22 protein-coding genes are annotated in these 25,066 nt (G+C 59.5%); 3 read left to right on the forward strand and 19 right to left on the reverse strand.

All coding sequences use genetic code 11. The annotated features are described in order from the left end of the window. Positions 1-7: 7 nt before the first annotated feature. From tssM to ACTRWH_RS02370, 15 genes are all read right to left on the reverse strand, one after another. Positions 8-3,592: a type VI secretion system membrane subunit TssM gene (tssM, locus tag ACTRWH_RS02300; RefSeq protein WP_083637220.1), complete on the reverse strand. Its 3,585-nt coding sequence runs from the start codon at positions 3,590-3,592 to the stop codon at positions 8-10. Between the two features lie 34 nt (positions 3,593-3,626). After that, positions 3,627-5,063, reverse strand: coding sequence for a type VI secretion system protein TssA (gene tssA, locus ACTRWH_RS02305; protein ID WP_228210007.1), 1,437 nt, complete (start codon positions 5,061-5,063; stop codon positions 3,627-3,629). 50 nt (positions 5,064-5,113) lie between these two features. Beyond that, the gene (gene vasI / locus ACTRWH_RS02310) at positions 5,114-5,767 is read right to left on the reverse strand and encodes a type VI secretion system-associated protein VasI (RefSeq protein WP_126811170.1); all 654 of its coding nucleotides are present in this window, start codon (positions 5,765-5,767) and stop codon (positions 5,114-5,116) included. Beyond that, the gene (locus ACTRWH_RS02315; protein WP_126813085.1) at positions 5,764-7,329 is read right to left on the reverse strand and encodes a sigma-54-dependent Fis family transcriptional regulator; all 1,566 of its coding nucleotides are present in this window, start codon (positions 7,327-7,329) and stop codon (positions 5,764-5,766) included. The genes vasI and ACTRWH_RS02315 overlap by 4 nt, the downstream gene beginning before the upstream one ends. Before the next feature lie 169 nt (positions 7,330-7,498). Then, positions 7,499-10,141, reverse strand: coding sequence for a type VI secretion system ATPase TssH (gene tssH / locus ACTRWH_RS02320; protein ID WP_177190636.1), 2,643 nt, complete (start codon positions 10,139-10,141; stop codon positions 7,499-7,501). 10 nt (positions 10,142-10,151) lie between these two features. After that, on the reverse strand, positions 10,152-10,979 hold the full coding sequence (icmH, locus tag ACTRWH_RS02325) for a type IVB secretion system protein IcmH/DotU (protein WP_036211235.1): 828 nt from the start codon (positions 10,977-10,979) through the stop codon (positions 10,152-10,154). A gap of 3 nt (positions 10,980-10,982) precedes the next feature. After that, a complete protein-coding gene (gene tssK / locus ACTRWH_RS02330) occupies positions 10,983-12,317 on the reverse strand; it encodes a type VI secretion system baseplate subunit TssK (protein ID WP_075195790.1) in 1,335 nt (444 codons plus the stop codon). Next, entirely contained in the window at positions 12,317-12,850 is a 534-nt protein-coding gene (gene tssJ / locus ACTRWH_RS02335; RefSeq protein ID WP_036211239.1) for a type VI secretion system lipoprotein TssJ, read from the reverse strand. The genes tssK and tssJ overlap by 1 nt, the downstream gene beginning before the upstream one ends. Next, the gene (gene tagH / locus ACTRWH_RS02340) at positions 12,847-14,181 is read right to left on the reverse strand and encodes a type VI secretion system-associated FHA domain protein TagH (RefSeq protein ID WP_085678562.1); all 1,335 of its coding nucleotides are present in this window, start codon (positions 14,179-14,181) and stop codon (positions 12,847-12,849) included. Before tagH ends, tssJ begins: the two co-directional genes overlap by 4 nt. Before the next feature lie 41 nt (positions 14,182-14,222). Then, complete coding sequence (tssG, locus tag ACTRWH_RS02345; protein ID WP_228210006.1) at positions 14,223-15,239, reverse strand: type VI secretion system baseplate subunit TssG; 1,017 nt, start codon at positions 15,237-15,239, stop codon at positions 14,223-14,225. Beyond that, positions 15,203-16,975 carry a type VI secretion system baseplate subunit TssF gene (tssF, locus tag ACTRWH_RS02350; protein ID WP_036211246.1) on the reverse strand — a complete coding sequence of 591 codons (1,773 nt, stop codon included), beginning with the start codon at positions 16,973-16,975 and terminating at the stop codon, positions 15,203-15,205. Before tssF ends, tssG begins: the two co-directional genes overlap by 37 nt. 265 nt (positions 16,976-17,240) lie before the next feature. Beyond that, entirely contained in the window at positions 17,241-17,681 is a 441-nt protein-coding gene (gene tssE, locus ACTRWH_RS02355) for a type VI secretion system baseplate subunit TssE (RefSeq protein WP_036211248.1), read from the reverse strand. Positions 17,682-17,684: 3 nt separating this feature from the next. Continuing rightward, positions 17,685-19,166, reverse strand: a complete 1,482-nt coding sequence (tssC, locus tag ACTRWH_RS02360) for a type VI secretion system contractile sheath large subunit (protein WP_036211251.1) — start codon at positions 19,164-19,166, stop codon at positions 17,685-17,687. Between the two features lie 76 nt (positions 19,167-19,242). Next, the gene (gene tssB, locus ACTRWH_RS02365; protein ID WP_036211254.1) at positions 19,243-19,743 is read right to left on the reverse strand and encodes a type VI secretion system contractile sheath small subunit; all 501 of its coding nucleotides are present in this window, start codon (positions 19,741-19,743) and stop codon (positions 19,243-19,245) included. A gap of 212 nt (positions 19,744-19,955) precedes the next feature. Next, a complete protein-coding gene (locus tag ACTRWH_RS02370) occupies positions 19,956-20,447 on the reverse strand; it encodes a DUF4442 domain-containing protein (protein WP_041333055.1) in 492 nt (163 codons plus the stop codon). A gap of 151 nt (positions 20,448-20,598) precedes the next feature. On the opposite strand from ACTRWH_RS02370, the gene ACTRWH_RS02375 reads away from it, so the two are divergent. Together ACTRWH_RS02375 and ACTRWH_RS02380 are read left to right on the forward strand one after the other, a co-directional pair. Beyond that, positions 20,599-20,859 carry an acyl-CoA-binding protein gene (locus tag ACTRWH_RS02375; protein ID WP_036211260.1) on the forward strand — a complete coding sequence of 87 codons (261 nt, stop codon included), beginning with the start codon at positions 20,599-20,601 and terminating at the stop codon, positions 20,857-20,859. A gap of 145 nt (positions 20,860-21,004) precedes the next feature. Further along, positions 21,005-21,316 (forward strand): site-specific integrase, encoded by a 312-nt coding sequence (locus tag ACTRWH_RS02380; protein WP_036211263.1) that lies wholly within the window; start codon positions 21,005-21,007, stop codon positions 21,314-21,316. Between the two features lie 18 nt (positions 21,317-21,334). On the opposite strand, the gene ACTRWH_RS02385 is transcribed toward ACTRWH_RS02380, so the two are convergent. Then, positions 21,335-21,751: a hypothetical protein gene (locus ACTRWH_RS02385; RefSeq protein ID WP_075195794.1), complete on the reverse strand. Its 417-nt coding sequence runs from the start codon at positions 21,749-21,751 to the stop codon at positions 21,335-21,337. Positions 21,752-21,910: 159 nt separating this feature from the next. Continuing rightward, positions 21,911-22,402, reverse strand: coding sequence for a transcription elongation factor GreB (gene greB / locus ACTRWH_RS02390; protein WP_036211269.1), 492 nt, complete (start codon positions 22,400-22,402; stop codon positions 21,911-21,913). 255 nt (positions 22,403-22,657) lie between these two features. Here greB and ACTRWH_RS02395 point away from each other — a divergent pair, with 255 nt between their 5' ends. Then, entirely contained in the window at positions 22,658-22,912 is a 255-nt protein-coding gene (locus tag ACTRWH_RS02395; RefSeq protein ID WP_075195795.1) for a hypothetical protein, read from the forward strand. Here the strand turns inward: ACTRWH_RS02395 and ACTRWH_RS02400 are convergent, their stop codons facing one another. Beyond that, positions 22,913-24,388: a HAMP domain-containing sensor histidine kinase gene (locus ACTRWH_RS02400; RefSeq protein WP_126811156.1), complete on the reverse strand. Its 1,476-nt coding sequence runs from the start codon at positions 24,386-24,388 to the stop codon at positions 22,913-22,915. Continuing rightward, positions 24,375-25,055, reverse strand: a complete 681-nt coding sequence (locus tag ACTRWH_RS02405) for a winged helix-turn-helix domain-containing protein (RefSeq protein WP_007155393.1) — start codon at positions 25,053-25,055, stop codon at positions 24,375-24,377. Before ACTRWH_RS02405 ends, ACTRWH_RS02400 begins: the two co-directional genes overlap by 14 nt. Positions 25,056-25,066: the final 11 nt, after the last annotated feature.

Raw genomic sequence — 25,066 nt, forward strand, 5'->3', positions numbered from 1 at the left:
GCATAGTCTAATACAGACTGCGTGGTATCTGGTACCCCGCCAGCAACTGCTGTGTGAACGGGTTGGTATTACTGCCCGCATGCAGGCGATAACGCATCTCGCCATCGTCCAACGCAAACCGCACATCCACGGCACTGCTGCTCACGCCGGTGATGTCGGCTTCGTCCAGCAGGCGAAACAACGCCCAGGGGCCGTTTTCCGAAATACTGCGTGGCGAGCGGTTCACTTCCGTGGGCACCAGGGTCACCCGGCTCTCAACCGAATCCCTCAGTGTATTGGGCCACACCAGCGGAATGCTCTGGCTGGGGCCGTGGCTGAACTCGACCAGTTGCCCGTCCACGTTCATCACGCTGCGGCGCTTGTTGGAAGACAGGTGCAACGGCTCCAGTGCAAACTCGACATCCAATGAGCCGCTTCGCGTGAAGAAGGCACGGCGGATATTCTCGGCTTTCTCCAGCGAGGCCAGCACATCGCGACGAACCAGGCTGGCGCGTTTGGAACCGGCAATGTGTTCCGGATGGTCTTCCAGGAACAGTTTCAGGTTGTCATTGTAAAACTGGTCCAGCACACCGTCCGGCGCAAAGAAGCGCTCGAAATCCTGCAGTGCGGCGTCGCGGCCGGCGCCGGGATTGAACGGGTAATGCCTGGCCAGACTCTGCTGGAACGGCTGGTAGACTTCCTGGTACCACTGGCGTTCCAGCTGTGCCACAGCCTGATCCAGCACCACGCGCCAGCTTTCCGAAGCCAGCTTCTCAAGCATGCGGTCCAGCGGTGCCGGCTGATTCGAGGCTACCCGTTGCAGGGTGAAGATCGGGTCCGCGCCTTGCAGGCCCATCCGGGCACGGGCGGCGGAGAGTGCAGCCTTGCCACGATCCGGTGCTTCCTGGATGCCACGCAGATAGGTGTGCAGGTTCTGAACCACGTCCATCACCTGTTCCATATCGCTGGGGTTGTCACCCCGTTTGTCGATCAATGCGTTCAGGTCGGTGAACTGTCGTTCAATCTCCTGAACCATCTGGAAGTGGGCGGACTGCTCCATCACTTTGCGGGCCGCTTCGGCTTCTTCACTACCACCGGGAATCAATCGGGTATTGGCGGTAACCTGCGCCAGCAACTGATTCAGCGGCTCGTGACCGCTGGTCAGGCTTTCCAGAATACGCACACCATGGTTAAGGTCGCTGAAGCTCTGGATGTCCAGCCGGCTCAGCGCCCGACGCCAGCTCGCCACGTAGTTTTCCGCGTACAGGGATTGCAGTTGCGCCTGCAGCCGCGCTTCATCCGCCTTACTGAAGTTCACATCGTCCCGACGGCCCAATACCCAGGCATCAACCAGAGCCAGTTCCGTCACCGAGCCGGATTTGCGCAGGAACCAGGAATCCAGGCCTTCACGGGTCAACAGTGATGGAATCACCACCGGATCTTCCTGTTCGGTGTTCTCCTCATCAAGAGGTTCGCCGAATTCATCCAGGCGTACGAACACGGTGCTGAAGGCCGGTCCGGACTCCCGGGCCAGATCCAGCGGTGAGCGGAAGTTCTGCTCCGCTTCTTTCTCCAGATCCCGATAAACCCGGTCCGGAGTCGCAATGCGGCCGAGCTCGTGCTGGGCCCATTGAACACTGCTGCGGAAGGGGGCCAGGGCCATGTCGGCGGTCTTGTCACCCGCTTCCACCCTCTGGTTCAGGTCCGTGTGCAGCATGGCATAGTCCAGGTGGCTGAGCAGCCGTTGTTGCAGATCCCGCTGCGCCGGGTAGGCGCGTTGCCAATAATCGCTCATGTAGCTGTGGACAATGTCCCGGCGGCGGCCACTGGCATCGTAGAGCATCCGCAATACACGCAAGTGGTCGAGGCGCTCAGAGCTGGTGTCCGGGGCATCACTCATCTCTTCCATCACGCCCAGCATCAGCGCGGGCATGAACTGGTAGGCCAGCATGTCCAGGTAGGATTCTTCCACTTCCGGACCAACCTTATGGCCTTTATACAGGCCCATATCCGCCACGACAGCCGGTTCCGCCCGGTAATCACCAAACGCCAGGGTAGCTTCCCGCAGCTGGTCCAGAGGCTCCAGCAAATTGCGTCCAGTGGTGTCAGGTTCGTAGCCGATGGGGCGCCAGTTATCGATAAAACTGCGTACCCGCTCCTCCACCGCGGTAGCGGCCTGGGCATTTTCGATAAAGTAGTGCTGCCATCCGGCGGTCATACCCAGGCCGGCGGCAACGGCCACGACGGCCGCGACAGCAATGCGGCGACGCCGACTACCAACCACTTTCTGGTTGTCACCAGCCAGGCCCGCTTCGCGATAGATAATGTTGGGAAACAGCTTTTCGGTGAACAGGCTTGAGGACTGCCCACCACGCTGAGCCGGCTGTATCGGGCTCGCAAGCCCATAATTCGCGGCAGCGGCTGAGACAAACGCATCTTCCGGCACGCCTTCCTGAACCACGGAGGTGAAGTAGGTGCCTCGCACCAGGGCCGGCGTTGAAAAGGCATCCGCAGAAAGCAGGTCTGCCAGGAACTGCTCAAGCACTGGCTTCAGGCCGGCCAACTGACGGGTAAAGGAATAAGCAGCGGCACGCTCTTCAGCATCCCTTGTGGCAGACAGCACGTCCGGAAGCCGCTCACCGAGTTGCTCCGCGAGTTTGCTGAAGCTTTGGTCAAATTCGCCCAGCCAGTCGTCGGCATCCAGTTGGCCGTCCAACTGGAAGGTAAAGCCCAGGGGCTGCTCACGCTCGGCTTTGGAGAGTGTGCGGGCAAATGGCGCAAACCCGTAGAGCAGGTCCATTTTGGTAAAGCTGATGTACACCGGCAACTGGGAGCCCAACTGCTCCATCAGTTCCCGCAGCCGGGTACGGAGCAGGATGGCCTGGGCCTGGCGCTGCTGTTCATTGCCAGTGCTCAGACGGGCAAGATCAACCGCCAGCACAATGCCATTCAAGGGGCGCTGGGGGCGGTTCTTTTCCAGCCAGGTGATGAAGTGGGTCCACAGCCGCTGCTGAATTTCGCTACTAGCGCCTTCACCGTCATTCTGGCTCAGCAGTTCGCCGTCCGGGTCAATCAGTACACCGTTGTCGCCCACCCACCATTCAAAACCGAAAGGGTTACGCTCGGTGCGAGGATTGCGGGTGACGTTGGTGAGGGTGTATGTCTGCCCTGAGCGCTGGATGAGGCTGGTTTTACCAGCGTCTTCCAGGCCCATCACCAGGTACCAGGGCAAACGATAGACACCCTTTCGGCCCGGCAGGTTGCTCTTGAGTTCCGTCAGGCGGCGATCAAGCAGGCGCTGCTGACGCCGTTCCAGCGGCAGAATGGGATCTTCCTCTTCCTTCTGCTCTTCCGCCTTGGCGACGTTCACTTTACGCAGCTTGCGCGCCAGCATCATGCCCCAGACCATGGCCACCAGCAGTACCACCACCAGCGTCACCAGGGCACGCATCTGCCAGGCTGCCAACGGGTATTCACCGCCGATTTCCAGGCGCGGGCCCAACCACCAGGTTGCGGCCAGCAGTACCACCACACCCAGCGCCAAGGTAATCGGCGCCGCACTGCGCACAAAGGGCAGTATCCGTCGTCCAATGAGTAGGGCTTGTCTCCACATGGTGTCCATTCCTGTCAATTTGATCCGTCAGTTGTTATGCGAGTCTGTCCAGCCTGGCCACCAGGCCGGGCTCCCAGTCTTCAAGATTCATCCCACGGGTCTGCTCACGCAGATCCTGCACCTGTTGTTTCGCCAGGCTTTTCATACCGCTGTCTTTCATCAACTGGCTGCTCATCAGCCGCCAGTAGAATCGGTCACGGGGCTCGCGGGCGGAATCCAGGCCTTCTTCCAGCAGCTTCATGGCCGGCGCCAGACCCTTCTGATCCATCACTGCCCGGGCATCCTCGTAAGCCTGTTCCCATGCACTCGCGCCGCCTGCGGCGCCACCTTTCGCCGGGCCGCTGAGCATCCAGTCGGCTACCGCTTTGGGCAGAAAAGGCGTGCCGTCGTTAAAGGTCATGTCCGCCAACTCTGGCAACCGCTCAACGAAGGCTTTGACCGCCGTGCGGATAGCTTCGGCACAGGTCTCATGCCCCAACGAAGACGCCACTTGTGCGCTTAACCAGTGGCCCTCCAGCCAGAACGGGCTGACCGACAGGCTTTGCTCAATGCGTTGCCAAAGTGCCAGATCCGGGGATTTGGACAGGCTCTCGCGATAGTCAGCCACCCTGTCGGCGCTGACCGCCGCCAGATCGCTCTTGATGCCGTCGCGTGCTGGTGGAACCGAGGTAATGGTCTGCCAGATGGCGTAACGGCGGAGCTGATAGCCCAATGCATCGGCGGGCGTGGTTTCGGTCAGCATATCCGCCACTTTAAGCAGGCTCTGGCGGGTGGCCCGCTCATTGGCGGGGTCCAGGGTCAGGCTGCCCAGAGACGCGGAAGAGGTGCTGCTGGCTTGCGGCGAAGAGGAGCCGGCCGATGACGTACCCGTGGTTTCGGTATTATCGATGGCTTCCGACGGCCTGGGCGTATCGGAAGGCGATGGCAGTTTTTCCACGGCCCGACGCAAGTCGACCAGGCCGTCATCCGGCAGCTCCAGTGCACTCGCCTGTTCCAGCAGCTTGGCGAGCGTGGTCAGGCAGAATTCCCGGCCATCGCCCACGCCGCCGTCGAAGCTCAGTGCCGACACTTCCTTGAGGGCTCGTTGCAGAATCTGGGTCATCAGCATCTTGCGGGCGCGTTTGCCCTTGTCGCCCGGATAAGGCCAGGCATCGTGCCACCAACTGTCCAGTACCCGGTGCAACAGGTACAGCGACAGCGCAAACCGTTCACCGTTGCCGCCACGCTGCAGGCACAGCAGAAGAAATCCCAGCACCTTGAGATCTTTACTGGTGTCTGACAGCAAGCGAAGCGATTCACTCTCCACCTTGCCCCATTCAACACCGGTGTGGGCCAGCGAGCCCACTTTCATGATTTCGTTTTCGAGGTATTCCATGGTGGGGTCGTCCATCAGGTTTTCACCCGTGGCGCTCTCACCAGAAAGCCTATTCAACACCTGTTCAACGTATGGATGCTGCTCTACTGCCTGCATGTCCAATCCCTGTCTTTGCAAATGGCACTACACATTCTTGATAAAGATCACTACCAGCCACACGCTTCCCGCAGTGGCTCAAGGGTTTCCCGAAACCCGGTCAGGTCGAACATCAACCCGTCGACGACGCCACTGGACGACGCCACAGTCACTCCGGACGCGGCCGCCATGTTTCGCACGGTTCGGATAGCGGGTAGCCCCCGACCACCACTGATCACGAAACCGTCGTCCCGGGCCCGCCAGATCTGACGGCCCTGGCCAAAATCGACGGTGACCCGTTCCTCTTTCACTGCCTCCGGCATCATCAACGTCAGTTCGGTGATGTTGTTGTGACACTGGACCGCCAGCAGCGGCCTCGGCGGTTTGACCCCAAGGGCACTGAGCGTCAGCAGATGTCCTGCCAGCTCCGAAGTATTGCGATACAGCGGGCCGTCACCCGGGCGGCGGCGCTGTTCCTGAGCAAAGGCCTGGCGCCAGCGCTCGGGCTGGTTGCCAACGATGGCGTCTTCAACCGCCACTGAAAACGGGGTACCAAACACCTCGTCAAAACACGCCAACCGTTCCAGGCGCTGGCTCTCTTCGGTACACGCCATGGCCTCGGCCACCTGGGGATTGCCCTGCGCATTGGCGGCCAGAGACATAGTCGTACCAAGGGCACAGAGCACAATGGCAAGGAGGCTGTTACTTCGAATACTTGGGTTCACGCTTCTGTCACCTGATACTTCAGACATTTATGGGCCAGGGTGCGCTTGGGCAGCCCCAGGCTTTCCGCTGCCTGGGCACGGTTGCCACCGTACTGGCGCAGGCGTTCACGAATGATGGCTGCCTCGAACGCCTGGGCCGCAGCCCGAAGGTCGTCCACTTCATCCGCCTGGGGCATGCCCGGTACGACAGTTCCCTGAAAGTCACTGGCCACACAGGTTTCCTGGCTCGGAAACAGGTCGTCCAGGCGCAGTACTTCCGGCTGGATATCGTCACCCACCGGGGTTTGCAGGCAGGCAAACTCAACAATGTTCCTCAGTTCCCGGGCATTGCCGGGAAAGTTATATGCCGCCAGCATGCCCAAGGCATGGCTGCTGATACCCAGTGGGCCGGCGCCCTCGCGGGCCGTGTACTCACGGATGAAATGCCGGCACAGGGGCTCCAGATCTTCCGGGCGCTCCCGCAATGGCTTGACCCGCAACGGGAACTGGCTGAGCCGGTAGAACAGGTCGCGGCGGAACCGGCCCTCTTCGATGCAGTCACTCAGTGGCTGATGGGTGGCCGCGACCAGTCGAAAATCAGAGTGTTGTTCCTGCTGAGCTCCGAGTGGGCGGAAGCGTCGGCTTTCCAGCACCCGCAACAGTTTGGACTGCAGAGCCATGGGCATGTCGCCGATCTCATCCAGGAACAGGGTGCCGCCATCCGCTTGCGCCAGCAGACCTTCCTTGGCTCGGTCGGCACCGGAAAACGCACCCTTGGTATGGCCAAAAAGTTCGCTTTCCAGCAACGAGTCCGGGATGGCGGCGCAATTGACCACCACCAAGGGCCCTTCGGCCCGATCCGAAAACCGGTGAATGCCCTGGGCTACGAGATCCTTGCCGCAGCCGGTTTCACCCTGCACCAGAACCGAGAGCTGGCTGCCTGCGGCCCGGACAATTTGGGCGCGAAGGTCGGTCATGCCTTTGGAGTTGCCAACCAGAGTGGTCGCCAACTCTTCACAGCGCTGGCGTACGGCTTCTGCGTCGTGGAGGTGGTCGAGGGAGCGCTTGAGCATGCGCCGCTGCCAGACTTGGTCGCTGGTCTTGAGCTGGCTGACCCATTGGTGAGACAGCAGGGTTAACAAACCGCGGTACAGTGGCTGGGCGGTGATGCCGTCCCATTCGGGTTCTTCATTACACAGCACGAGGATGCCAAGAGTGCGGCCGTCTTCGCCTTTGATGGGTTCCAGCCAGAATGAGCGGGGCCGGTTGCTGGCGTCGACCAGGGCCTGGAAGCCCGGATGATCCAGACGGTAGCTCGCGGCCCGTGACAATTCCCTGGGTTTGCCCTGTTGCAGCAGGTGGGCAAAGGGGTGGCTGAAGTCACCGCAGTCGAATTCGCCCTGCTCGCCCAGTGCCGCGCAATGGAGCGTGCGGCCGCTGAGGTCGAGTTCGAGCGACCAGCAGCGGGTGAGGCCGAAGGTGTTTTCGAGTTGCCGTGAGGCGACTTTTAGCAGGGTTGGCAGGTTGTCCTGCCGGAGCAGTTCAACCGCCAAGTCTATGCCGGTGTGCAACTCCGTCTGCATCCGTCCCATGTTTCTATTCCCTGAGATGTTGAGTTCGCCGACCGCAGGCCCTGTGGCTCGGCTTTCCAAAACACGCTGTGAATACATCCTTGTACGCTCCGCTCCGCCATCCATGGCTCCGCAGGGTTTTGGAAAGCCGAGCCCCAGCACCCGCTACTTTCGCGTTGCCTTAGGCAACGGTTCCGGTGAACTTGTTATCTTCAACGCCAAGGGTCACTTTGGCGACCGGCTCTCTCGCTGCCAGCTTTTCCAGCAGTGCCAGTGATACTGGCGGCAACAGTTCACCCTCGATAATCGACTCCAGCATCCTCGCGCCGTTTTCACTGCGTGTCGCACGGCTGCGGATGGCTTCTACCAGGCCGTCTTCCAGTTCCACTTCAGTGTGGTAACGGTCGCCGATCTGGGTGGCCAGGCGGCCGAGTTTGTCGGCCACGATGCGGTTGAGGGTGTCCTCGCCCAGCGGCAGGTAGGGCACGACTTCCATACGTGCCAGCAGTGCCGGTTTGAAGAAGTCGGCCAGTTCCGGGTACAGCGCTTCCTCGATCTTCTCCGGCTCGTCCGCGTGTTTGACGATGGTCTGGTAGCCCAGGTTCGAGGTGAGGAAGAACACCACGTTCTTGCAGTCGATCAGGCGGCCTTCGCCGTCGGCCAGTTCGCCTTTGTCGAAGGCCTGGTAGAACAGGTTAAGGACTTCCGGGTGGGCTTTTTCGACTTCGTCGAGCAGCACGACCGAATAGGGTTTCTGGCGGATGGCTTCGGTGAGGATTCCGCCTTCGCCGAAGCCCACGTAGCCCGGGGGTGAACCGATCAGGCGGGAGACGGTGTGTTTTTCCTGGTATTCGGACATGTTGATGGTGGTGAGGAACTGGCGGCCGCCGTAGAGCAGTTCGGCCAGTTGCACCACGGTTTCGGTTTTACCCACACCACTGGGGCCGGCCAGCAGGAAGGCGCCCATTGGGCGACCCGGGCGACGCAGGTCGGCGCGGGCGGTGAGCAGGTGCTGGTGCAGTGCACCAATGGCGGTGTCCTGGCCTTTGATGTGCGATTGCAGATACTCCGGCAGGCGGGTGATCTTTTCCAGCTCGTCGGCGGTCATGCGGTTGACCGGAATACCGGTCCAGTCGGCGATGACTTCAGCCACCTGGCGGGCATCGACACGGGCGTGTACCAGTGGCTCGTCGGCCTGCAGCTCTTCCAGTTCCTGTTCGATGGCGGCGGCTTCGCTTTTCAGGTCAGGGCGCTCTTCGCTGGTTTCCGGCGTGGCGTCTTCCGCTGATACATCCGCGTCAGTCTCGGCAGTGTCCTCGCTCAGCAGTTGCTCGCGAATGTCGACGAGACGCGCCACCAGTTCCCGCTGGTCATTCCAGCGCTGTTCCAGTTCTTCCGCTTCCTCACGCAGGGTTTCCAGGCGCTCCACCAGTTCGTTTTCACGCTGGTGGTCGATGGCCTGCCCGAGTGTCTGTTCGCGGGTCATCAATTCCTGTTCCATGCCCAACTGGTGCAGTTCACTGCGCACGTGGCTGAGGCGGCGCGGAGGCGTGCTGAGGTTGAGGCTGACCCGTGCACAGGCGGTGTCGAGCACGTCGATGGCCTTGTCCGGGAGCTGACGGCCAGCCAGGTAGCGGGCAGACATGTCGGCAGCGGCTTTCAGGGCGCTGTCGGCGATCAGGACCTGATGGGCCTTTTCGTAGACAGTGCGCAAGCCACGGAGGATGTGGACCGCTTGAGCCGGGGTTGGCTCATCCAGCGCGACGGGCTGGAAGCGGCGGCTCAGGGCTGGGTCTTTCTCAAAGTATTTCTTGTACTCGCGCCAGGTGGTGGCGGCGATGGTCCGCAGCTCGCCACGGGCCAGGGCCGGTTTGAGCAGGTTGGCGGCGTCGGAGCCACCTTCACTGTTGCCAGCGCCGATCAGGGTGTGGGCTTCGTCGATAAACAGAATGATGGGGGTCGCGGAGCTTTTCACCGCTTCAATCACGCCTTTCAGGCGTTTTTCGAACTCGCCCTTCACCGACGCACCGGCCTGCAGTGCCCCCATGTCCAGTGTCCACAGTTCCACGCCCGTCAGGCGCTCCGGCACATCGCCATTGACGATACGCAGGGCCAGGCCTTCAACAACGGCGCTTTTGCCCACGCCGGCATCGCCGACAACAATGGGGTTGTTCTTGCGACGACGGCAGAGGATGTCGATCATCTGATCGATTTCGGTGTCGCGGCACACCACTGGGTCCAGTTTCTTTTCCCGGGCCAGTTTGGTGAAGTCGGTGGCGTAGCGCTTGAGCGGGTCCATGTCCACCTGCGCCTGATTGGCGGCACTGGGGCCATCCTCAGCGCGAGGCTGTTCGACCGAGCCGCGGGTCATGGAATCGAACTGGCGGCGCAGCTGTTCGCGGTTGATGTCTTTCAGACGCTGACTGACCTGGGGCATCAGGTAGCGGTCTGCGTTCATCAGCAGTGCCAGCATGATGGCACCGGAGCGCAGGTCGGTGTGGCCCAGTTCAGTGGAGGCAATCAGCCAGGCGTCCTGCAGCAGTTCGATCAGCAGCGGCGAGAACGACGGGTACGGCTCGGCGGACTGAGGCTCGCCGTTCAGGCTGTCCCCCACCACCGGTTGCAGCGTGTGGTGATCAATACCGGTGCTTTCCAGAATCTGGCGCACGTCCGTAAACGGAGTTTCCAGCAGTTTGAACAGCAGGTGGGCCGGAGTGATTTCCGCACCCTGGCGGCTGATGCACAGGGCCGCCGAGCTTTCCATTCCCTGGCGACAAATCTCGTTGAGGCGCCCAATCAGCGCCGGCAGTTCTACCCGAATCACAGTGATCTCCTTATTTCGGGAGTTGTTCCAGTACGCTGAGCACATCCCTGATGCGTTCGTTCAGCGCTATGTTGTAAAGCGTGTATACCCCGGCCATGGCCGCCACAAACAGTCCGCCAATGCCCCAGAGGGGCAGGCCTGTCCGTAGCCGGTTGCGAGCCGGGGTTACGTTGTCCAGTGCGCGGGTCAGGGGCTGCGGTTCCTCGTCGCGACGCAACCCGCGAATCTGTTCATACAGCCCACGAATAATCTGTTCGTATTCGTCCCGGCCGTTGGTCATTACCTTGTAGCGGCCCTCGAATCCCAGGCACAGGCACAGATAGATGAACTCCAGCATGTCGCGGTAACGTTCCGGTTCCTGCTCCATGCGGGCGGTGATGGCGAACACCTTCTCGCCACCCCAGGTTTCGTTGTGGAAACGGGACAGCAACGAATGCTGGGACCACACGCTGTGGGCACCCCAGTCGGTGCCCAGCACGGCTTCGTCAATAAAGGCGCAGAGTACGTAGCGATAGGCCACCACCGTCGGCCGCTCGTAGCCCTGCTCCACCAGTTCCCGATCAATGGCGGCCACTTCGTCGACCACCTGCTGGTACAGGTTTTCCACACCGTGGAAATCCGCCAGCCGACGCACCCGGATTACCAGCCCCAGCAGGGGCGTCGCGGCATCAATCAGCCGGTTATCCTCCAGGCCCCGCAGCTGGAACTGGTCATTACCGAAGCCCTGATCGCCCACGCGACCATCGCGGTTACTGTCCGCGAACATCAGGTCATCAAACGCACTGCCACCTGCTTCCGTGTTGCCATTGGGTGAATCCATCACCGGTGCATCTGCCATGATTTAGCTCCTGATTGCCCAGAACTGCATTTCCATTCCCGGGAAACTGCCGGCCACGTGGAACGCAAAGCCGCTGGCGTTGTCGAGCATCTGCCAGGCCTGGCTCTGGTCGTCCAACCGGAAGTACACGAACCCGGCGTGATACGGCAACTGACGGGGCGCCACCGGCAAGGCCGACAGCGGAATCCCCGGCAATTGCAGGCTGATGAGATCGCGGATTTTCTCCACCGACGCCACCTTGCACTGCTGGGTGAACTGCTTGCGCAGATCGTCCAGCGGCATGTCCGCCTTCACTGCCAGGATGAACTCGGCCTGGCCGATCAACTGTGCATCCTGGACCGGCGCCACCGTGAGGCCGTACTGGCGTTGCTGCAGCTGGATAGCCAGCGCGCGCGGCTCCAGCACCGTGCTCAGTGATTGCCTCAGTACCTGCATCAGCGGGGTGAAGGAATCCTCCGGCAGGTCGTGATCGTACGCGGTGTATTCCTGGGGCAGGCGGTTTTCATCGGTAAAGGTCACCAGTTCGCCGCACAGCTCCAGCAAAGCCTCGTAGAGCCGCTCCGGATGCAACTGACGCAAACGCGCCAGATGCAGGAAACGGGGATGAGCGCGATTAAGCATCTGCAACAGCATGAAATCCGCCACGTCCGCGACACCACCCTGCCCCGGGGCACCCACGCGCTCGGCAATGTTCTTGGCCCGCTCGCGCATCAGCCCGGCCATTTCCCCGACGAAACGCTGAAGCCGGGGCGCTGCCCGCACACTGAGCATGGTGGGGATGAAGTTCGGGTCCATCACCAGGCTGCCGTCCGGTCGCTTTTCCAGGATCCGGCCAATGGCCAGGGCCGCGTAGGCACTGCGATCGTCCCGTTCCAGCATCAGTTTCGGGGCCACCCGGGCCACGTCGATGGTGTGGGAGTCTCCGTCAATGGAATGCAGGTCCCGGACTTCCTCGCTCTGGGCCCGGAAACGGCCAGCGATGGCGGCTTCCGGCCATTCCACTTCCGCCAGACTCTCGCTGCCCAGCGGCAGGGCCAGATACACCACCTGGTTGGCCACGGAGGCATCAGTGATCTCCAGGGGTTCCGGCATCACGTCGTCCTGGGGCAGGCAGAAACGGGTGCCGTCCGGAAACAGGCCGCTGGCCCGTACCAGGCCTACCCGGCCAAAGCTCAGGTATTCGGCGTTCAGCTCCAGATCGCTGAAACCGTACAGGTAATCAGAAATCGCCAGGGCTCGTTCGTTGATCTGGTGTTCCAGGTAACGTTGTTGCTGCTGGAAGTGCTGGGGCTTGATGAACAGCCCATCACTCCAGACGACTCGATTCGTTGCAGACATCAGGACTCATCCGACCTTCTGAGTTTGACTTCACGCTCGCGCAGATTGACCAGCAGGTGGTAACGACCACCGATGGGATCCACCTTCACCACCTTCTTCCACTGAGACAGGTTGGGATAAGCGTAGAAGGCGATCACACCGATAAAGCGCGTATCCTCGGCGATTTCGAACGGCTCAATGAACTTGAACTGCCCTGGCACCAGGGTGTAATCGCTGTGGTCCACATAGTTGCGACCCAGGGACGGCTCCAGTTCGCCCAGCAACTGGTCGAAATCTGCCGCCATCAGGCGCGAGCTGTCCCGCATCTGGATGATCTGGAAGGCGATGGGTGTCGGCGCCAGGGATTCGTTGGGGTTCACGTCCGGCTCCGCCAACATGGTCAGGTCCACGCGGCTTGGCAGCTCATCCGGGTAACCCACAGGGATGTCCGGATCCCACATCACCTTGGCGGTCTTGGTAACAGCGTTGTAGGGGGTGCTACACCCCACCAAAACGAGAATGGCGACCAGCAAACTCCATTTGCAGTACTTCACGACAGGTTCTCCCTCTGTAATTGACGCAGTTGTTGATCGTAAGCCTGTTCAAACACCTCCTGAAAAAGGCGCTCAAAACCCTGCTGACGACTGGAACTCAGTTCCCGGTAATAGTGTTGGTACATCTCCCATGCCCAGTTGCTTTCATCTTCGTCGGTTTTCAGGCCCCGGCGGTAACCATGGAACCGGCGCAGCAATGCCTCGGGTGAGAAAGCGTGGAGAATGGCATCCAGCCCCTCGCGAATGGCGGTCTGGGTAGCGAGCTGATGATGGTGAAGGCTTTGCAGGCTCTCACTGACCGCCGCCGGTGCGGACAGATGAACCGGGCTGCGCTGGCTGGCGAACAGGGTCTGCACGGTCTCGTTGTAGTCTTCGCCCAGGCGCAACGGATTGTCCTCAATGGGCTGCAAGCGGGTGCGCAGAGCCTGATGGCGGCTGTCCTCACCCTGATGCAGGGCCAGCAGGCCTTCCACGGTGGCTTTCAGGGTCTGGCCAGCCTCTTCCAGGAACAGGCGCATTTCGTCGCTGTCGGCGAAGCCCAGATCGGTATCCATGCCGCGCAACAGCGGCGCACCGCTGATGTGTTGGCGGCTCTGATCACTGGTCTCCCGGCGGCGGGCCGGCTTGGTGGTCTCTGACATCCTGTCACCCTCTCCTTTTCGCATGGGCAAGCCCATGGCTACGTCACGGTTCTCGCGATACTCGTCGGTTACGGCACCCTCGCTGGCGTACCACTCTGGCTTGTCCGCCAGCAGGGACTCCCGGTCACGGCTTTCGGCCACATCAGCGTGCTGGCTTTCGCCATGGGGGTCTGACCAGGCCTGCAGGGGATCGTCGCTGAAGGTTTCACCCGGCGCCGGCTGCAAACCGTGCAGCGGCTCGTCGCCAACGGTTTCCAGTTCACGCTCCTCGGCGCGCATCAGCTCGCCCTCGTCGACATTCACCAGAGTGGCGTCCTCAACCTCTTCCGGCAGGGTACCGTCCTGGCGCCGGCCGCTAAGTACCTCTGCCTTGAGCTGATAGCGACCAATGGTGATGGTGTCACCACTCTTCAGGCGTGCCCGGCGGCCCCGGCCGACTGGCTGGGTGCCGCTGTTGATATAGGTGCGGCCGCTGCGGTCAATGAGGCAGAACACGCCGTCCATAAACCGAACTTCTGCATGGCCGCCAACAGCACCGGTGCGGTGTGAAGACAGCTGCCAGGTATCACTGCCGGCACTGCCGATTGAGCCGCCGCTGATCCCGAACACGTGTTCCCGGGCCAGGCCGCTGGCAACCTGGGTGGGGTTACTGACCACCAGTTTCAGGTTATGGGTTGGTTGATGTTCCATATCCGGTTTCCTTTATTAACCTGCTAAGCAATCCATAGAATTCAGCGGCGAATCTGCAACCGCACCGCTGGCAGCTTCCGGGCTTTTTCCGGGGTGACAAACGAGTTCCAGCCCAGCCGCACATCCGCGCCCAACTGCATTGGCTTTACATCCCTCGGGCGCATCTGCAGTTCCAGGTCGTAAGCCAGCTGTTCCCGGGTGACAAACTCCACCAGCTTCACCAGCCGGTCGTGGTCGTCGCCGTTGGGCAGAAAATCCGCAAATCGCTGTCGGTCGAGGTTGCGGATGCGCAGGATGAATTTGCCGCTGCGATCGCGAATGCCCGAGCCTACCAGCGTGTCCTCACCGAGGGCGGCGTTGGCCTGCCCCAGCCGAGTTTGCTGATCCTTCGGGATCTCCACCCGACGCAATACCCACTGCTCAATGCCGACATCGTCCAGATCAAAGCAATGACCGATGATGCCGCTGACCACTTCCGGAGAACGGCTACGGCCCGCCATCATCCCGGCATAGGCCAGCATCTTCGACCAGTTAACCGGTGTTGCCGCCCTGACCTGCGGGTCACCGAGACCTACCAGGGAGAAAATATGCTCGGAGAAGCCGTCAGAGGCCTCCGGCTGAAACCGCACGTAATAGCGATACTTGCGCCACGCCCGATGAAACAGCGTCACCAGCCGGTGATTGAAGAAATCCAGGAAGTGGCGACGAATGCCCAGGTTCTGCCCCGCTTCCCAGGCCAGATCCTCCAGGTAATAGCCTGGCAGGGGCGACTGGGAACCGTGCAAGCCCAGGAAACTGACTTCCAGTTGATAGGGCGCGTGCTCGTGCTCCGGCGACGCCGCCGATACCACATCACTGCCGGGAAAACCCAGCCCGGCCGAGGCGGAGAAGCGGATGCGTTCCCGCTGTGGCTGCTCGTCCTGGGATCGTTCCAGATCATCACCGTGGTGACGATGGATCAGATCCACCAGTTGGAAAAAGCTGTAGCGCCGTGCATTGCCCAGAACGGGTTGCAACTCGGCTACATCAGAGGCTGCTGCCCTTGCTGTAACGTCCATGTGTACCGTTCCTGATTGTCTGTATTCACCACTTCCAATTGGTGAAAGGCGTTAATACTGGCGTAAAGTGCGAAAAACTGGCTGAGTACCGTACCAAACAGGTACAAATCGCCTTCCGAGGCGAACGACTGCTGATCCAGCCGCATCACCGAGCGGATACCCCGTACCGGCAAGCCCCGCACCATCCGGTCCACCGGCGTGGTTTCGATGTCCAGAATGCCGGCCAGGCGCTTCTGGGATACCCGCTCCGCCTGGCGATCCACCAGGGCGCGAAAATCATAAACCCGCAGTACTGTGCGCAAGGCGTCCACATCCAGCAGCGACAGGTAGTTCAGCGACAGGTTGGAGATCAGTGTCCACAACAGGCTGCCATCCAGCGTCGGCCGCAGGGTGTGCGTGGGCCGGGTAATATTGCTGAACGAGGCGAACGCCGGCGTGGTTTCTGTCGCCATGCAGATCTCCCCCACCGCCAGCTGATGCGGTAACTGACGGTTGGTGCAGGTCAGAGTCAGCGATACCGCTTCCTGCCGGTTCAGGCACTCGGACTCGTCACCGCGCACGAAGGATATGTAGTGGTCAAAGCCATCCCCACGAACGCTCTCCCGGGCCTTAACCCGGTAGTACAGGGCGGTACGGCCACGATCCCTCTCCACCTCATGCTGAAAACTCTCAAACGCGGTATACAGCCGCGGCTCTCCGCGCCCCGACCGGCCTTCCAGCCAGCCTTCCACCTGTTCAATGCTGAATACTTCGTAGTGCTCCGGCGACCGGCTGGACGGCGCAATCCGGTACTCCGTCTGGCGGCCGTTCAGGTCCACCGGGTCGGCTTCGTGGGTGAACAGATTGATGGCCGGCGTGCAGTAAAGCTGGAAATTCTCCGCACGAATCTTGGCATCCGGCGGCAGGATACGGCTGAAGTGGAACCGCAGGCTGATCTCATCCGCCTGCACCGCTGGCAGCCGTGCTTTCAGGCCCTGAATATCCACAAACCGGAAAGCTTCCGGAAAACTCAGGAACTCCTGCAGGATCCGGTAACCCGGATAGGCGTTCTTCGGATACGGCAACAGCGCCTCGTCGTTAGCGAACCCAACGGGCTTCAATTGGCTGGCCGGAATGGAAAACACCGAATCGCCCACCACCAGTTCCATACGCTGCAGGTAATGGTTCAGCCACAGGTACAGCGTCTCGGAAATATGGCTCTCGCCACCCAGGTAAAAACGCAAATTCTCCAACCCCAGGGACGACAACGGCTGATCGGTGTGCAACGCCAGGTCGACGGTGACAGAAGACACTTCCCGGGAGTGCTCTGCGTGAGCATCCGCCACGCTGACTGGAAACACGTCCACCGCCCGACAGGTACGGAACCGGCACTGGGTCTGACGCGTGGCGTCTCCCAGCGGGCGGCTCTTGATCTCGGTATGCCGATCCACCCGCTGACGCTCACTGATCGCGTGCAACTGCGGATCAAACCGCATGATGGTGCAACTGGGCACTGGCCGCAGATAGTTCGGCCACAGCATGTTCAGCAGCGAATGCGTCAGCTCGGGAAACTCGTCCTCGACCTTCTCACGGAGCTTCCCGGTCAAAAAGGCGAAGCCTTCCAGCAGTCGTTCGACATCCGGGTCAGTACTCTGCTCAGAAAGAAACCGGGTCAGCTGAGGATGCGCATCCGCAAACTCTCTGCCCTGTAGCCTGAGAAAACTCAGTTCGTCCCTGTAAAATCGATTCAACTTCATAACGACTACTACACCAAAGTTCGGCCGAGGGGATGGGGATACCTTTCCTGCCGGGAAAAAGGTGTCCGAGCAAAGCGAGTTCTTTTTCCCAGAAGGAAAGGTATCGCCATCGCCTCTGACTCCGAGCAGGGGTGCAGTCAGGCTTCCAAAAGACGCTGCAAGCCCATCCATGGGCGCTTGGGCTCCGCCATCCATGGCTCCGCACACTTTTGGAAGCCTGACTGCCCCCCCACTCTCATCCGTGTCTTCAAGCTATTTCGTGGCGTTAAATCACTCGGTAATAGCGCTTGTCATCCAATAACAAATCAATGGTCGTTTTATCGTCTTCCGAACCCACCTTCAGGTAGACCGTCACCTGAAACCGCAACTGCAATGGATCGGGCCCCTGGGGCATCGCCATCACATCCACCCGGCTCACCCTGGGTTCAAACTTCTCAATACACTGCCGTATAGCGCTTCGAATACGAATGCTCAGGTCATGGGTACCGAGCGTGGCGTCGTTGAAATCCACCAACCCCAGATCCGGCACGCTCTCACTGTTGCCCGGATGGGCATTCAGCAGGCGAACCAGGTGGCGTTTGATGGAATCCACCACATGGGTTACTTCCCCCATGCTTTGCCCCGCAGGTTCGGCAGCCTGTTCCAAACGCTCGAACAGACTGCCGCCCGAAGCCTGAACACCGTCTGCACCGGTGTTCCTGAACACGGATTAGTCCTTGTCCAGACGGCCGACGAGTGACAGTTCGAAGTTCGCACCCATGTACTTGAAGTGCGGACGAACAGCCAGGGATACCGAGTACCAGCCCGGATCGCCTTCCACATCGGAAACGGTCACCTTGGCGGCGCGCAGTGGTCGACGGCTGCGAACATCCGCCGGCGGGTTTTCCTGGTCGGCCACGTACTGGCGAATCCAGGTGTTCAGCTCACGCTCAAGATCCTGACGCTCTTTCCAGGAACCAATCTGCTCACGCTGCAGCACCTTGATGTAGTGCGCCAGGCGGTTCACGATCATCATGTAAGGCAGTTGCGTACCCAGCTTGTAGTTGGTTTCCGCTTCTTTGCCTTCCTTGGTGTTCGGGAACTGCTTGGGTTTCTGTACCGAGTTGGCGGAGAAGAACGCTGCGTTGTCACTTCCCTTACGCATGGTCAGGGCGATGAAGCCTTCGTCAGCCATTTCGTATTCGCGACGGTCGGTGATCAGCACCTCGGTCGGAATCTTGGCTTCCAGCTGGCCGAAGGATTCGAACGTGTGAACCGGAAGATCTTCCACCGAACCACCGCTTTGCGGGCCGATGATGTTCGGGCACCAGCGGTACTTCGCGAAGCTTTCGGTCAGGCGTGTCGCCAACAGGTAGGCGGTGTTGCCCCACAGGTAATGCTCATGATCACCGGACACGTCTTCCTTGTAGTTGAAGCTGCGTACCGGGTTTTCAGTGGGGTCATAAGGCACACGCAGCAGGAAGCGCGGTGATGTCAGACCCAGGTAGCGAGCGTCTTCCGACTCACGCAGGGAGCGCCACTTGGCGTACTTCGGGCCTTCGAAGACGGCTTTCAGTTCCTTGATGGCCGGCAGTTCCTGATAGCTGTCGACACCGAAGAATGTTGGCGCAACGGAGGAGAGGAACGGCGCGTGGGCCATGGCGCCTACGGAAGACACATACTGCAGCAGCTTCATGTCCGGCGTGGAGGGTGTGAAGGCATAGTTGCCGACAACTGCGCCCACGGGCTCGCCGCCAAACTGGCCGTACTCTGTGGAGTAGATGTGCTTGTAGAAACCGGTCTGGGTGACATCGGGTGCGAACTCGAAGTCTTCCAGCAGTTCGGTTTTGGTGGCGTGAAGAATGTCCACCTTGATGTTCTCGCGGAAATCCGTGCGATCCACCATCAGCTTCAGGCCGCGCCAGGAAGACTCCAGTTCCTGCAGCTTGGGCGCGTGCAGGATTTCGTCCATCTGGGCGCTGATCTTGCGATCCAGCTCGACCACCATCTGGTCGACCAGTGCCTTGTTGACCGGCTGGCCTTTCTCGTCGCTTTTCAGCAGGTTGGAGATAAACGTTGCCACGCCGCGGCGCGCCACATCGTATCCTTCATCGGCGGGAGCCATGCGACTGTTGGCCATTACCTGGTCCAGCAGTGAGCCTTCCGCAGCAGCTTCGGAGGCAGCAGATTGCTGCTCAGCAGTATCAGACATACCACATCCCTTCAGTACGTTTTAATAGAAAAGTGAAACCTGCCAGCAATGGCAGAATTCGAATCAAGAGTTCGGATTATTCGCCGCTTTCGTCCGTGGCCAGCTCAAGCTCCTGGAGGAGTTTGTCGCGGGCGTCATCGTTGTCCAGCAGTTCCTGCAGCTTGGATCGGAACGATGGCACGTTACCCAGCGGGCCCTTGAGGGCAACCAGGGCTTCACGAAGCTCAATCAGCTTCTTCAGCTCAGGTACCTGACGGGAAATGCTATCCGGGGAAAAGTCGTCCAGCGTCTGGAACTCGAGGTTAACCGGCAATTCTTCGGCTTCTTCGTCCAGCTTGTTGGTGACCGTGGTGGAGAGGGTGAGACCGGCTTCCGACATCACAGAACGGAAGTTGTTCTTGTCGACGGAAATCGCCTTACGGTCTTCGATCGGAGTTTCTTCGGCTTGCCCCTTGAAGTCACCAACGACAAACATCTTCAGCGGCAGTTCTGTTTCAGCCTGCTGATCACCGGTGGCGGGGACATACTTGATATTGATGCGCTCTTTCGGCGCGACGGAACCGTCTTTTGAAGACATGCGCTTGCTCCCTGTGGTCCATGTGCAAACTCAGTTGCGGTGTTACAGTCCATTGTGCGCACCATCCTGGCACGCTACAGGCAGAACTCTACACAGGATAAATCGGGTACTCAAGCAAAAATTGGCCAGCTTCTGGCAATATTTCGACCCCGGGCAAAGAATTGCCAACCATTCGACATCCCGGGGCCTTTCACAACAATGACCTATCGCAACTAGCGACGCTTTGGCGTCCAGGCCCAGATCATTTCAATCTCGATCGGCTGCTGGCCTTCGCTGTCGTGGATGGTCACCGGCACCGAGGTTTCGCCCTTCTCTTCGGTCAGCATACGCTCACGCTGCTCAGCGGTAAGGTACGCCTCCACCTTCATATCGCCTTTGGCACGGCGGGTGTATTCGGCATGCGCGGTTTTGATCACGGGCACCTTGTCATCCGGCACGTTCAGACCGACGAGAAAGCCCGTAGCGGATTCCGCCAACAACAGGGAAGCCACGGCATGTACGCCCTTGATGTGATTCTGGACCCTGCGCTTGTTCTTCAGGGAGATCACGCAACGTTCCTGATCGAGGGCTTCAATGCGAATGCCGGTGGTACCAGTGAACGGAACCGCCTTGCCGAAAAACAGCGACAAAGCCTTGGGCCGGGCAAATTCCGGCAACTGATTGATCTTGGCAACAATGCTTGCCAGTTTGTTGGCGGCGGCCATGGGGCATCTCCGTTTATCTTAAAAGAAGGATGCGGACAATACCCCATTCGTCGAAGGATTGGAACGATCGGCCAATGACGGTCACACTGTCTCTGGCTATACTCTTCCGCATCGTGAATATCGGATTCAACACCAGAAAAGGAACCGCCATATGAGTGACCTGAAAACCCGCTTTGACGAAGCCGTCAACTACATCCAGAACGCCGAGGGCGACTTCAAACCCTCCAACGAACTCAAGCTGGAGTTCTATGCCCTCTACAAGCAGGCCACCGAAGGTGATGTCAGTGGCAAACGCCCGGGCATGATGGATTTTGTCGGCCGCGCCAAGTACGACGCCTGGGAAAAGGTCAAGGGCACCTCCTCCGAGGAAGCCATGCAGAAGTACATCGATAAGCTGGAATCCCTGAAGTAACCCGTAGTCCAGCTTGATCGGGAGCAGCCGCCGCACCGACGGTTCTGCTCCCACTCAATTTCCCTCGCAAAAGTTTTGCGGCGGTCAAACGATTGTCATAAGATGCGCGCATCATAAGAACAACAATTCACACGGAAGACGCATCATGGATATCACCGAGGCGCTGGAACAGTCGCAGCCCGGGCTTGTCAGTCGAGTGACTGGCGCCATCCGCAAACATCAGCTTAACCACCGCGCAGAGCAAACCTATCTCCACTGGATTTCCCGGTTCGTGCTTTTCCACGACCTGAAAAATCCGGAAACGCTGCAACCCGGCGACCGGCAATTATTCCTGGCTTACCTGAGCGAACGCCTGGAAGTGTCACGGGCACGCCTCAATCAGGCCAAACAGGCGCTGGCGTTCTTCTACGAAGATGTGTTGGGCAGAACTGAGCCCGAGGGCATTGTTGCCGCCTGAACCCTCGCGGCAGACGAATTATCGTTCCGTCGTTGTGGTATTGAACGCGCCGTAGTTCCGATTGGTCGGTGGGCGGATAATGTAGTTGTCGCCGTGGGTTTGCCCGGGAATGGACTTGGGGTTGCTGAAGCGGAATTCCACCGGAATTTCGCTTCGCCCGAGATCCGTGCGTGGATCACGGGGCTGAAGGGCAAGGGGATCCAGGTAGAAATCCTCGTCCGTTCGCGGCTGCACGGGCACGCCAGCCGCCGGCGCTTCCAGGCCACCTTCGATCACGGTATTGGCCAGAGACTCTTCTTCCATGGAGTTGAACGGAATGGTTTCCAGCGTTGAACGCTCTTCATAGTTGAAGGCGCCACCCTCGACGGTTTCTTCGCCGGTTTGGGCCCACACCAGAGGTGACAACGCCACCACCAGCACGGTCGCGCCGATCATAGTCCTTTTTGTATCGAATCCGCCCATAACGACTGCCTTTTTATGTCATGCCGAGCCTGACCATTATTTGAACAAATACATCTCAGGCTGACAATTTTTGATCAGTCTATCGCCAAAAACGACAAAAAACCCGGTCAGTCGCCAGTTTTGTGACACTCCTCACTTGTCGGGCGTTAGCGGTTCATAATGAATGTTGGTGATCACAACGTGATTCCAGCCATCCGGTGTTCGCACCCCCACCTCGTCGTCAATGCGTTTGCCCAAAAGCGCACGCGCCATGGGAGAGTCGATGCTCAGGTAACCGCGAGACAGATCGAACTCATCCGGCCCAACCAGCCGGTAAGTGCTTTCGTCGCCGCCTTCGTTTTCGATGGTCACCCAGGCGCCAAAAAACACTTTGCCCCGGTCATCAGGCAGACGATCCACCACCGTCAGCTCATCAAGCCGCTTGGTCAGGAAGCGCACGCGTCGATCAATTTCCCGCAACTGTTTCTTGCCATAGATGTACTCGGCGTTCTCTGAGCGATCGCCCTGAGCGGCTGCTTCCCGCACCGCCTGCGTCACTTCCGGACGCTTCTCCTTCCAGAGAAAACGCAATTCCTCACGAAGAGCCTGCTCGCCCTCCGCGGTTATGTAGCGGGTTCTGGCCATAGAAAAACCACCGTGTAGACATAAAAAAACCCCGTAAAAACGGGGTAAGGCTAGCGCTGTGCTGGAGGGAGAAGCAAGCGGAGTTTCCGCTGGCTTCCTTAGCTACACCTTCCATTTTCCACAGAACAGGTTACACAGTGGTGGCGGCCGAATTACGTTTTGGTCAGGGCCAGATTAGGTTGCGCACTCTAGACGCAGGCGTTAGCGTTCAATTAACTGAATTTCCGATTTAACGTCCAAGCACGGGATACCAGAATGAACACCAAAAAGCTTCTCAACACGGCCCTCAATGGTCTCGACAGTATCGGCTATCGGCTTGACCAATACGGCATCACCGGCAAGCTGAACCGTCATAACCTGGCGGCGTTTATCATGCTGGAACAGAAACATCTGGAAGGTGAGTGGGACAGCATCCAGGCCAAATTCGATCGTCGCCGCTCACAGGTAGACACGCTGCTGAAGCCAGTGATCAGCCGCGTAAATCAGTTCCGCGGCGCATCCAGCAACTGATCAAACGCCCCTGAGCTCCCCCGGGGAGCTCTGTTCTCCGGCTTCCGAAGCGGAAATGGTCTGGGTGTCTTTCAGACGTTTCCGGTTCGGCGAGTAGGCGGGCAACCGAATGGTGACCATCAGCCCCGGATAATCTTCCCCTGGGTGATGATCGCTCAATGAGATAACACCCTGGTGGATCTCCGCGACCGCGCTGACAAGGCTGAGCCCAAGGCCGTTGCCGGGCAATGACCGGCTTTTGCCAACCCGGTAGAAGCGCTGGAACACCTGGTCTTTTTCGTCATCGGGGATACCGATGCCACTGTCCCCAACCTCGAAAATCGCGTCGTTGCCATCCTTGCGTACGTTTACCCGGATCTCGCCTTGTTCCGGGGTGTACTTGATAGCGTTATCAATCAGGTTACTGACCATCTGGAACAGCAGGTCCCGATCGCCCTCGATCACCACATGATCTTCCAGGGACTGCTCGAACTGCTGCTCTTTGTCTTCCGCCAACGCTTCATACAGCTCACACGCATCGCTAACCAGCTCTCCCAGGGGTACCTGCTGCATGTCCGCTGTATTGCCACGGGTTTCCAAACGCGCGATCCGAAGCAGGGCATTGAAGGTGGCCAACAACTGGTCCGCCTCTGCCACGGCCTTGCCGGCCTGCTCCCGGGCCTCTTCGTTGTCTACCGACATAAGGGTGTTTTCAAGCTGATTGCGCAGCCGGGTCAGCGGGGTTCTTAAATCGTGGGCGATGCTGTCGGACACATGCCGGATACCTTCCATCAGGTAAACAATGCGATCCAGCATCTGGTTCAGGTTTTCTGCCAGCTGGTCGAAGTCGTCGTCGGTACCTCGGGTTGGTATACGCAGGGACAGATGCCCATTCATGATGCGCCGGGAAGTGTTGTTGATGACTTCAATGCGCCGCGTGGTGCTCCGGCTCATCAGGAACCCGCCTAACAGCGCCAGCGCCAGGGTAATACCCATCCCCCAGTTAATGGCGGTTTCGATCACCCGTTTCAGGTTAGTGAGCTCGTCCACATCACGGCCCACCAACAGGCGCAGGCCACCCTGCACTTCGAAAATGCGAGCCCGTGCGAGTCGCTCCGGACCATTCCAGCCCACTGACGGATTCAGGGTGAAATTGATCCAGCCGCTGTCAGAGCGAGAACCCTTGGGCCAGTTTTCGATGTTACCGGCGAGCTTGACGAAGTCGTCCGTCGTCAACAGATAGATGGATTTGGCGTTGGGGTCGCGGGCAACACGCTCGCGGATGATGGAAATAAGGCCATTGATACCGCTGCCACGGTATTGCTCCGCGAGGCCGGCAATCTCGGCCTCGATGGTCTCATCGGTCTGGGCAGTCATGAACCCTGCCGTGCGCCAGTAGATAAACGCCAGCAGCAAAAAAACCGAGGTGGCGAACACCACCATGTACAGCAGGGCTAACTGGAACGATGAGGTTCTGAGCTGGCTAAGCAGTTTCACGCAACATGTACCCTGCACCCCGTATGGTCTGCAGCAAGGGGGTCTCGAATTCCTTGTCGATCTTCGCCCTCAGACGGCTGATGTGTACGTCGATGACGTTGGTCTGGGGGTCGAAATGATAATCCCATACTTTTTCGAGCAACATGGTACGAGTGACCACCTGCCCGGCATTTCGCATGAGATATTCCAGCAGACGGAACTCCCGGGGCTGAACATCAATATTGTGCCCGGCCCGCTTAACGGTTCTGGCAAGCAGGTCCATTTCCAGATCGGCCACCCGCAGCACGGTCTCGGTTTCCGCAGACTGGCGATTACGGCGCACCAGGGATTCGATACGGGCCAGCAGCTCGGTGAAAGAGAACGGTTTGGTCAGATAGTCATCGCCACCACCACGCAGGCCTTCCACCCGGTCATCCACATCGCCCAGGGCGCTGAGGATCAACACTGGAACCTGGTTGCCAGTGGCACGCACCGTTTTGATGATCGACAGGCCGTCCATACCTGGCAACATGCGGTCCACAATCATGATGTCGTAGTCTTCGCTGGCGGCCATCATCATGCCTTCCTTGCCATCCGCCGCGTGGTCCACGACAAAATCAGACTCTTTCAGCCCTTTAACAAGGTAGTTTGCCACGTCCTGATCGTCTTCAATTACCAGTGCTTTCACCGGTTTTCCTC

This window comes from Marinobacter sp. G5_S1_61_S3, from assembly GCF_054968585.1.

Bases quoted from the DNA above. Each gene is read 5' to 3' on its own strand.
- tssF (WP_036211246.1), bottom strand. From the start codon at position 16,975: ATGAAGTTGAATCGATTTTACAGGGACGAACTGAGTTTTCTCAGGCTA.
- ACTRWH_RS02395 (WP_075195795.1), top strand. From the start codon at position 22,658: ATGAACACCAAAAAGCTTCTCAACACGGCCCTCAATGGTCTCGACAGT.
- ACTRWH_RS02375 (WP_036211260.1), top strand. From the start codon at position 20,599: ATGAGTGACCTGAAAACCCGCTTTGACGAAGCCGTCAACTACATCCAG.
- ACTRWH_RS02385 (WP_075195794.1), bottom strand. From the start codon at position 21,751: ATGATCGGCGCGACCGTGCTGGTGGTGGCGTTGTCACCTCTGGTGTGG.
- tssM (WP_083637220.1), bottom strand. From the start codon at position 3,592: ATGTGGAGACAAGCCCTACTCATTGGACGACGGATACTGCCCTTTGTG.
- ACTRWH_RS02380 (WP_036211263.1), top strand. From the start codon at position 21,005: ATGGATATCACCGAGGCGCTGGAACAGTCGCAGCCCGGGCTTGTCAGT.
- tssB (WP_036211254.1), bottom strand. From the start codon at position 19,743: ATGTCTTCAAAAGACGGTTCCGTCGCGCCGAAAGAGCGCATCAATATC.
- tssK (WP_075195790.1), bottom strand. From the start codon at position 12,317: ATGTCTGCAACGAATCGAGTCGTCTGGAGTGATGGGCTGTTCATCAAG.
- tagH (WP_085678562.1), bottom strand. From the start codon at position 14,181: ATGGAACATCAACCAACCCATAACCTGAAACTGGTGGTCAGTAACCCC.
- tssA (WP_228210007.1), bottom strand. From the start codon at position 5,063: ATGCAGGCAGTAGAGCAGCATCCATACGTTGAACAGGTGTTGAATAGG.
- ACTRWH_RS02370 (WP_041333055.1), bottom strand. From the start codon at position 20,447: ATGGCCGCCGCCAACAAACTGGCAAGCATTGTTGCCAAGATCAATCAG.
- tssC (WP_036211251.1), bottom strand. From the start codon at position 19,166: ATGTCTGATACTGCTGAGCAGCAATCTGCTGCCTCCGAAGCTGCTGCG.
- ACTRWH_RS02315 (WP_126813085.1), bottom strand. From the start codon at position 7,329: ATGCAGACGGAGTTGCACACCGGCATAGACTTGGCGGTTGAACTGCTC.
- greB (WP_036211269.1), bottom strand. From the start codon at position 22,402: ATGGCCAGAACCCGCTACATAACCGCGGAGGGCGAGCAGGCTCTTCGT.
- icmH (WP_036211235.1), bottom strand. From the start codon at position 10,979: ATGGCAGATGCACCGGTGATGGATTCACCCAATGGCAACACGGAAGCA.
- tssG (WP_228210006.1), bottom strand. From the start codon at position 15,239: ATGGACGTTACAGCAAGGGCAGCAGCCTCTGATGTAGCCGAGTTGCAA.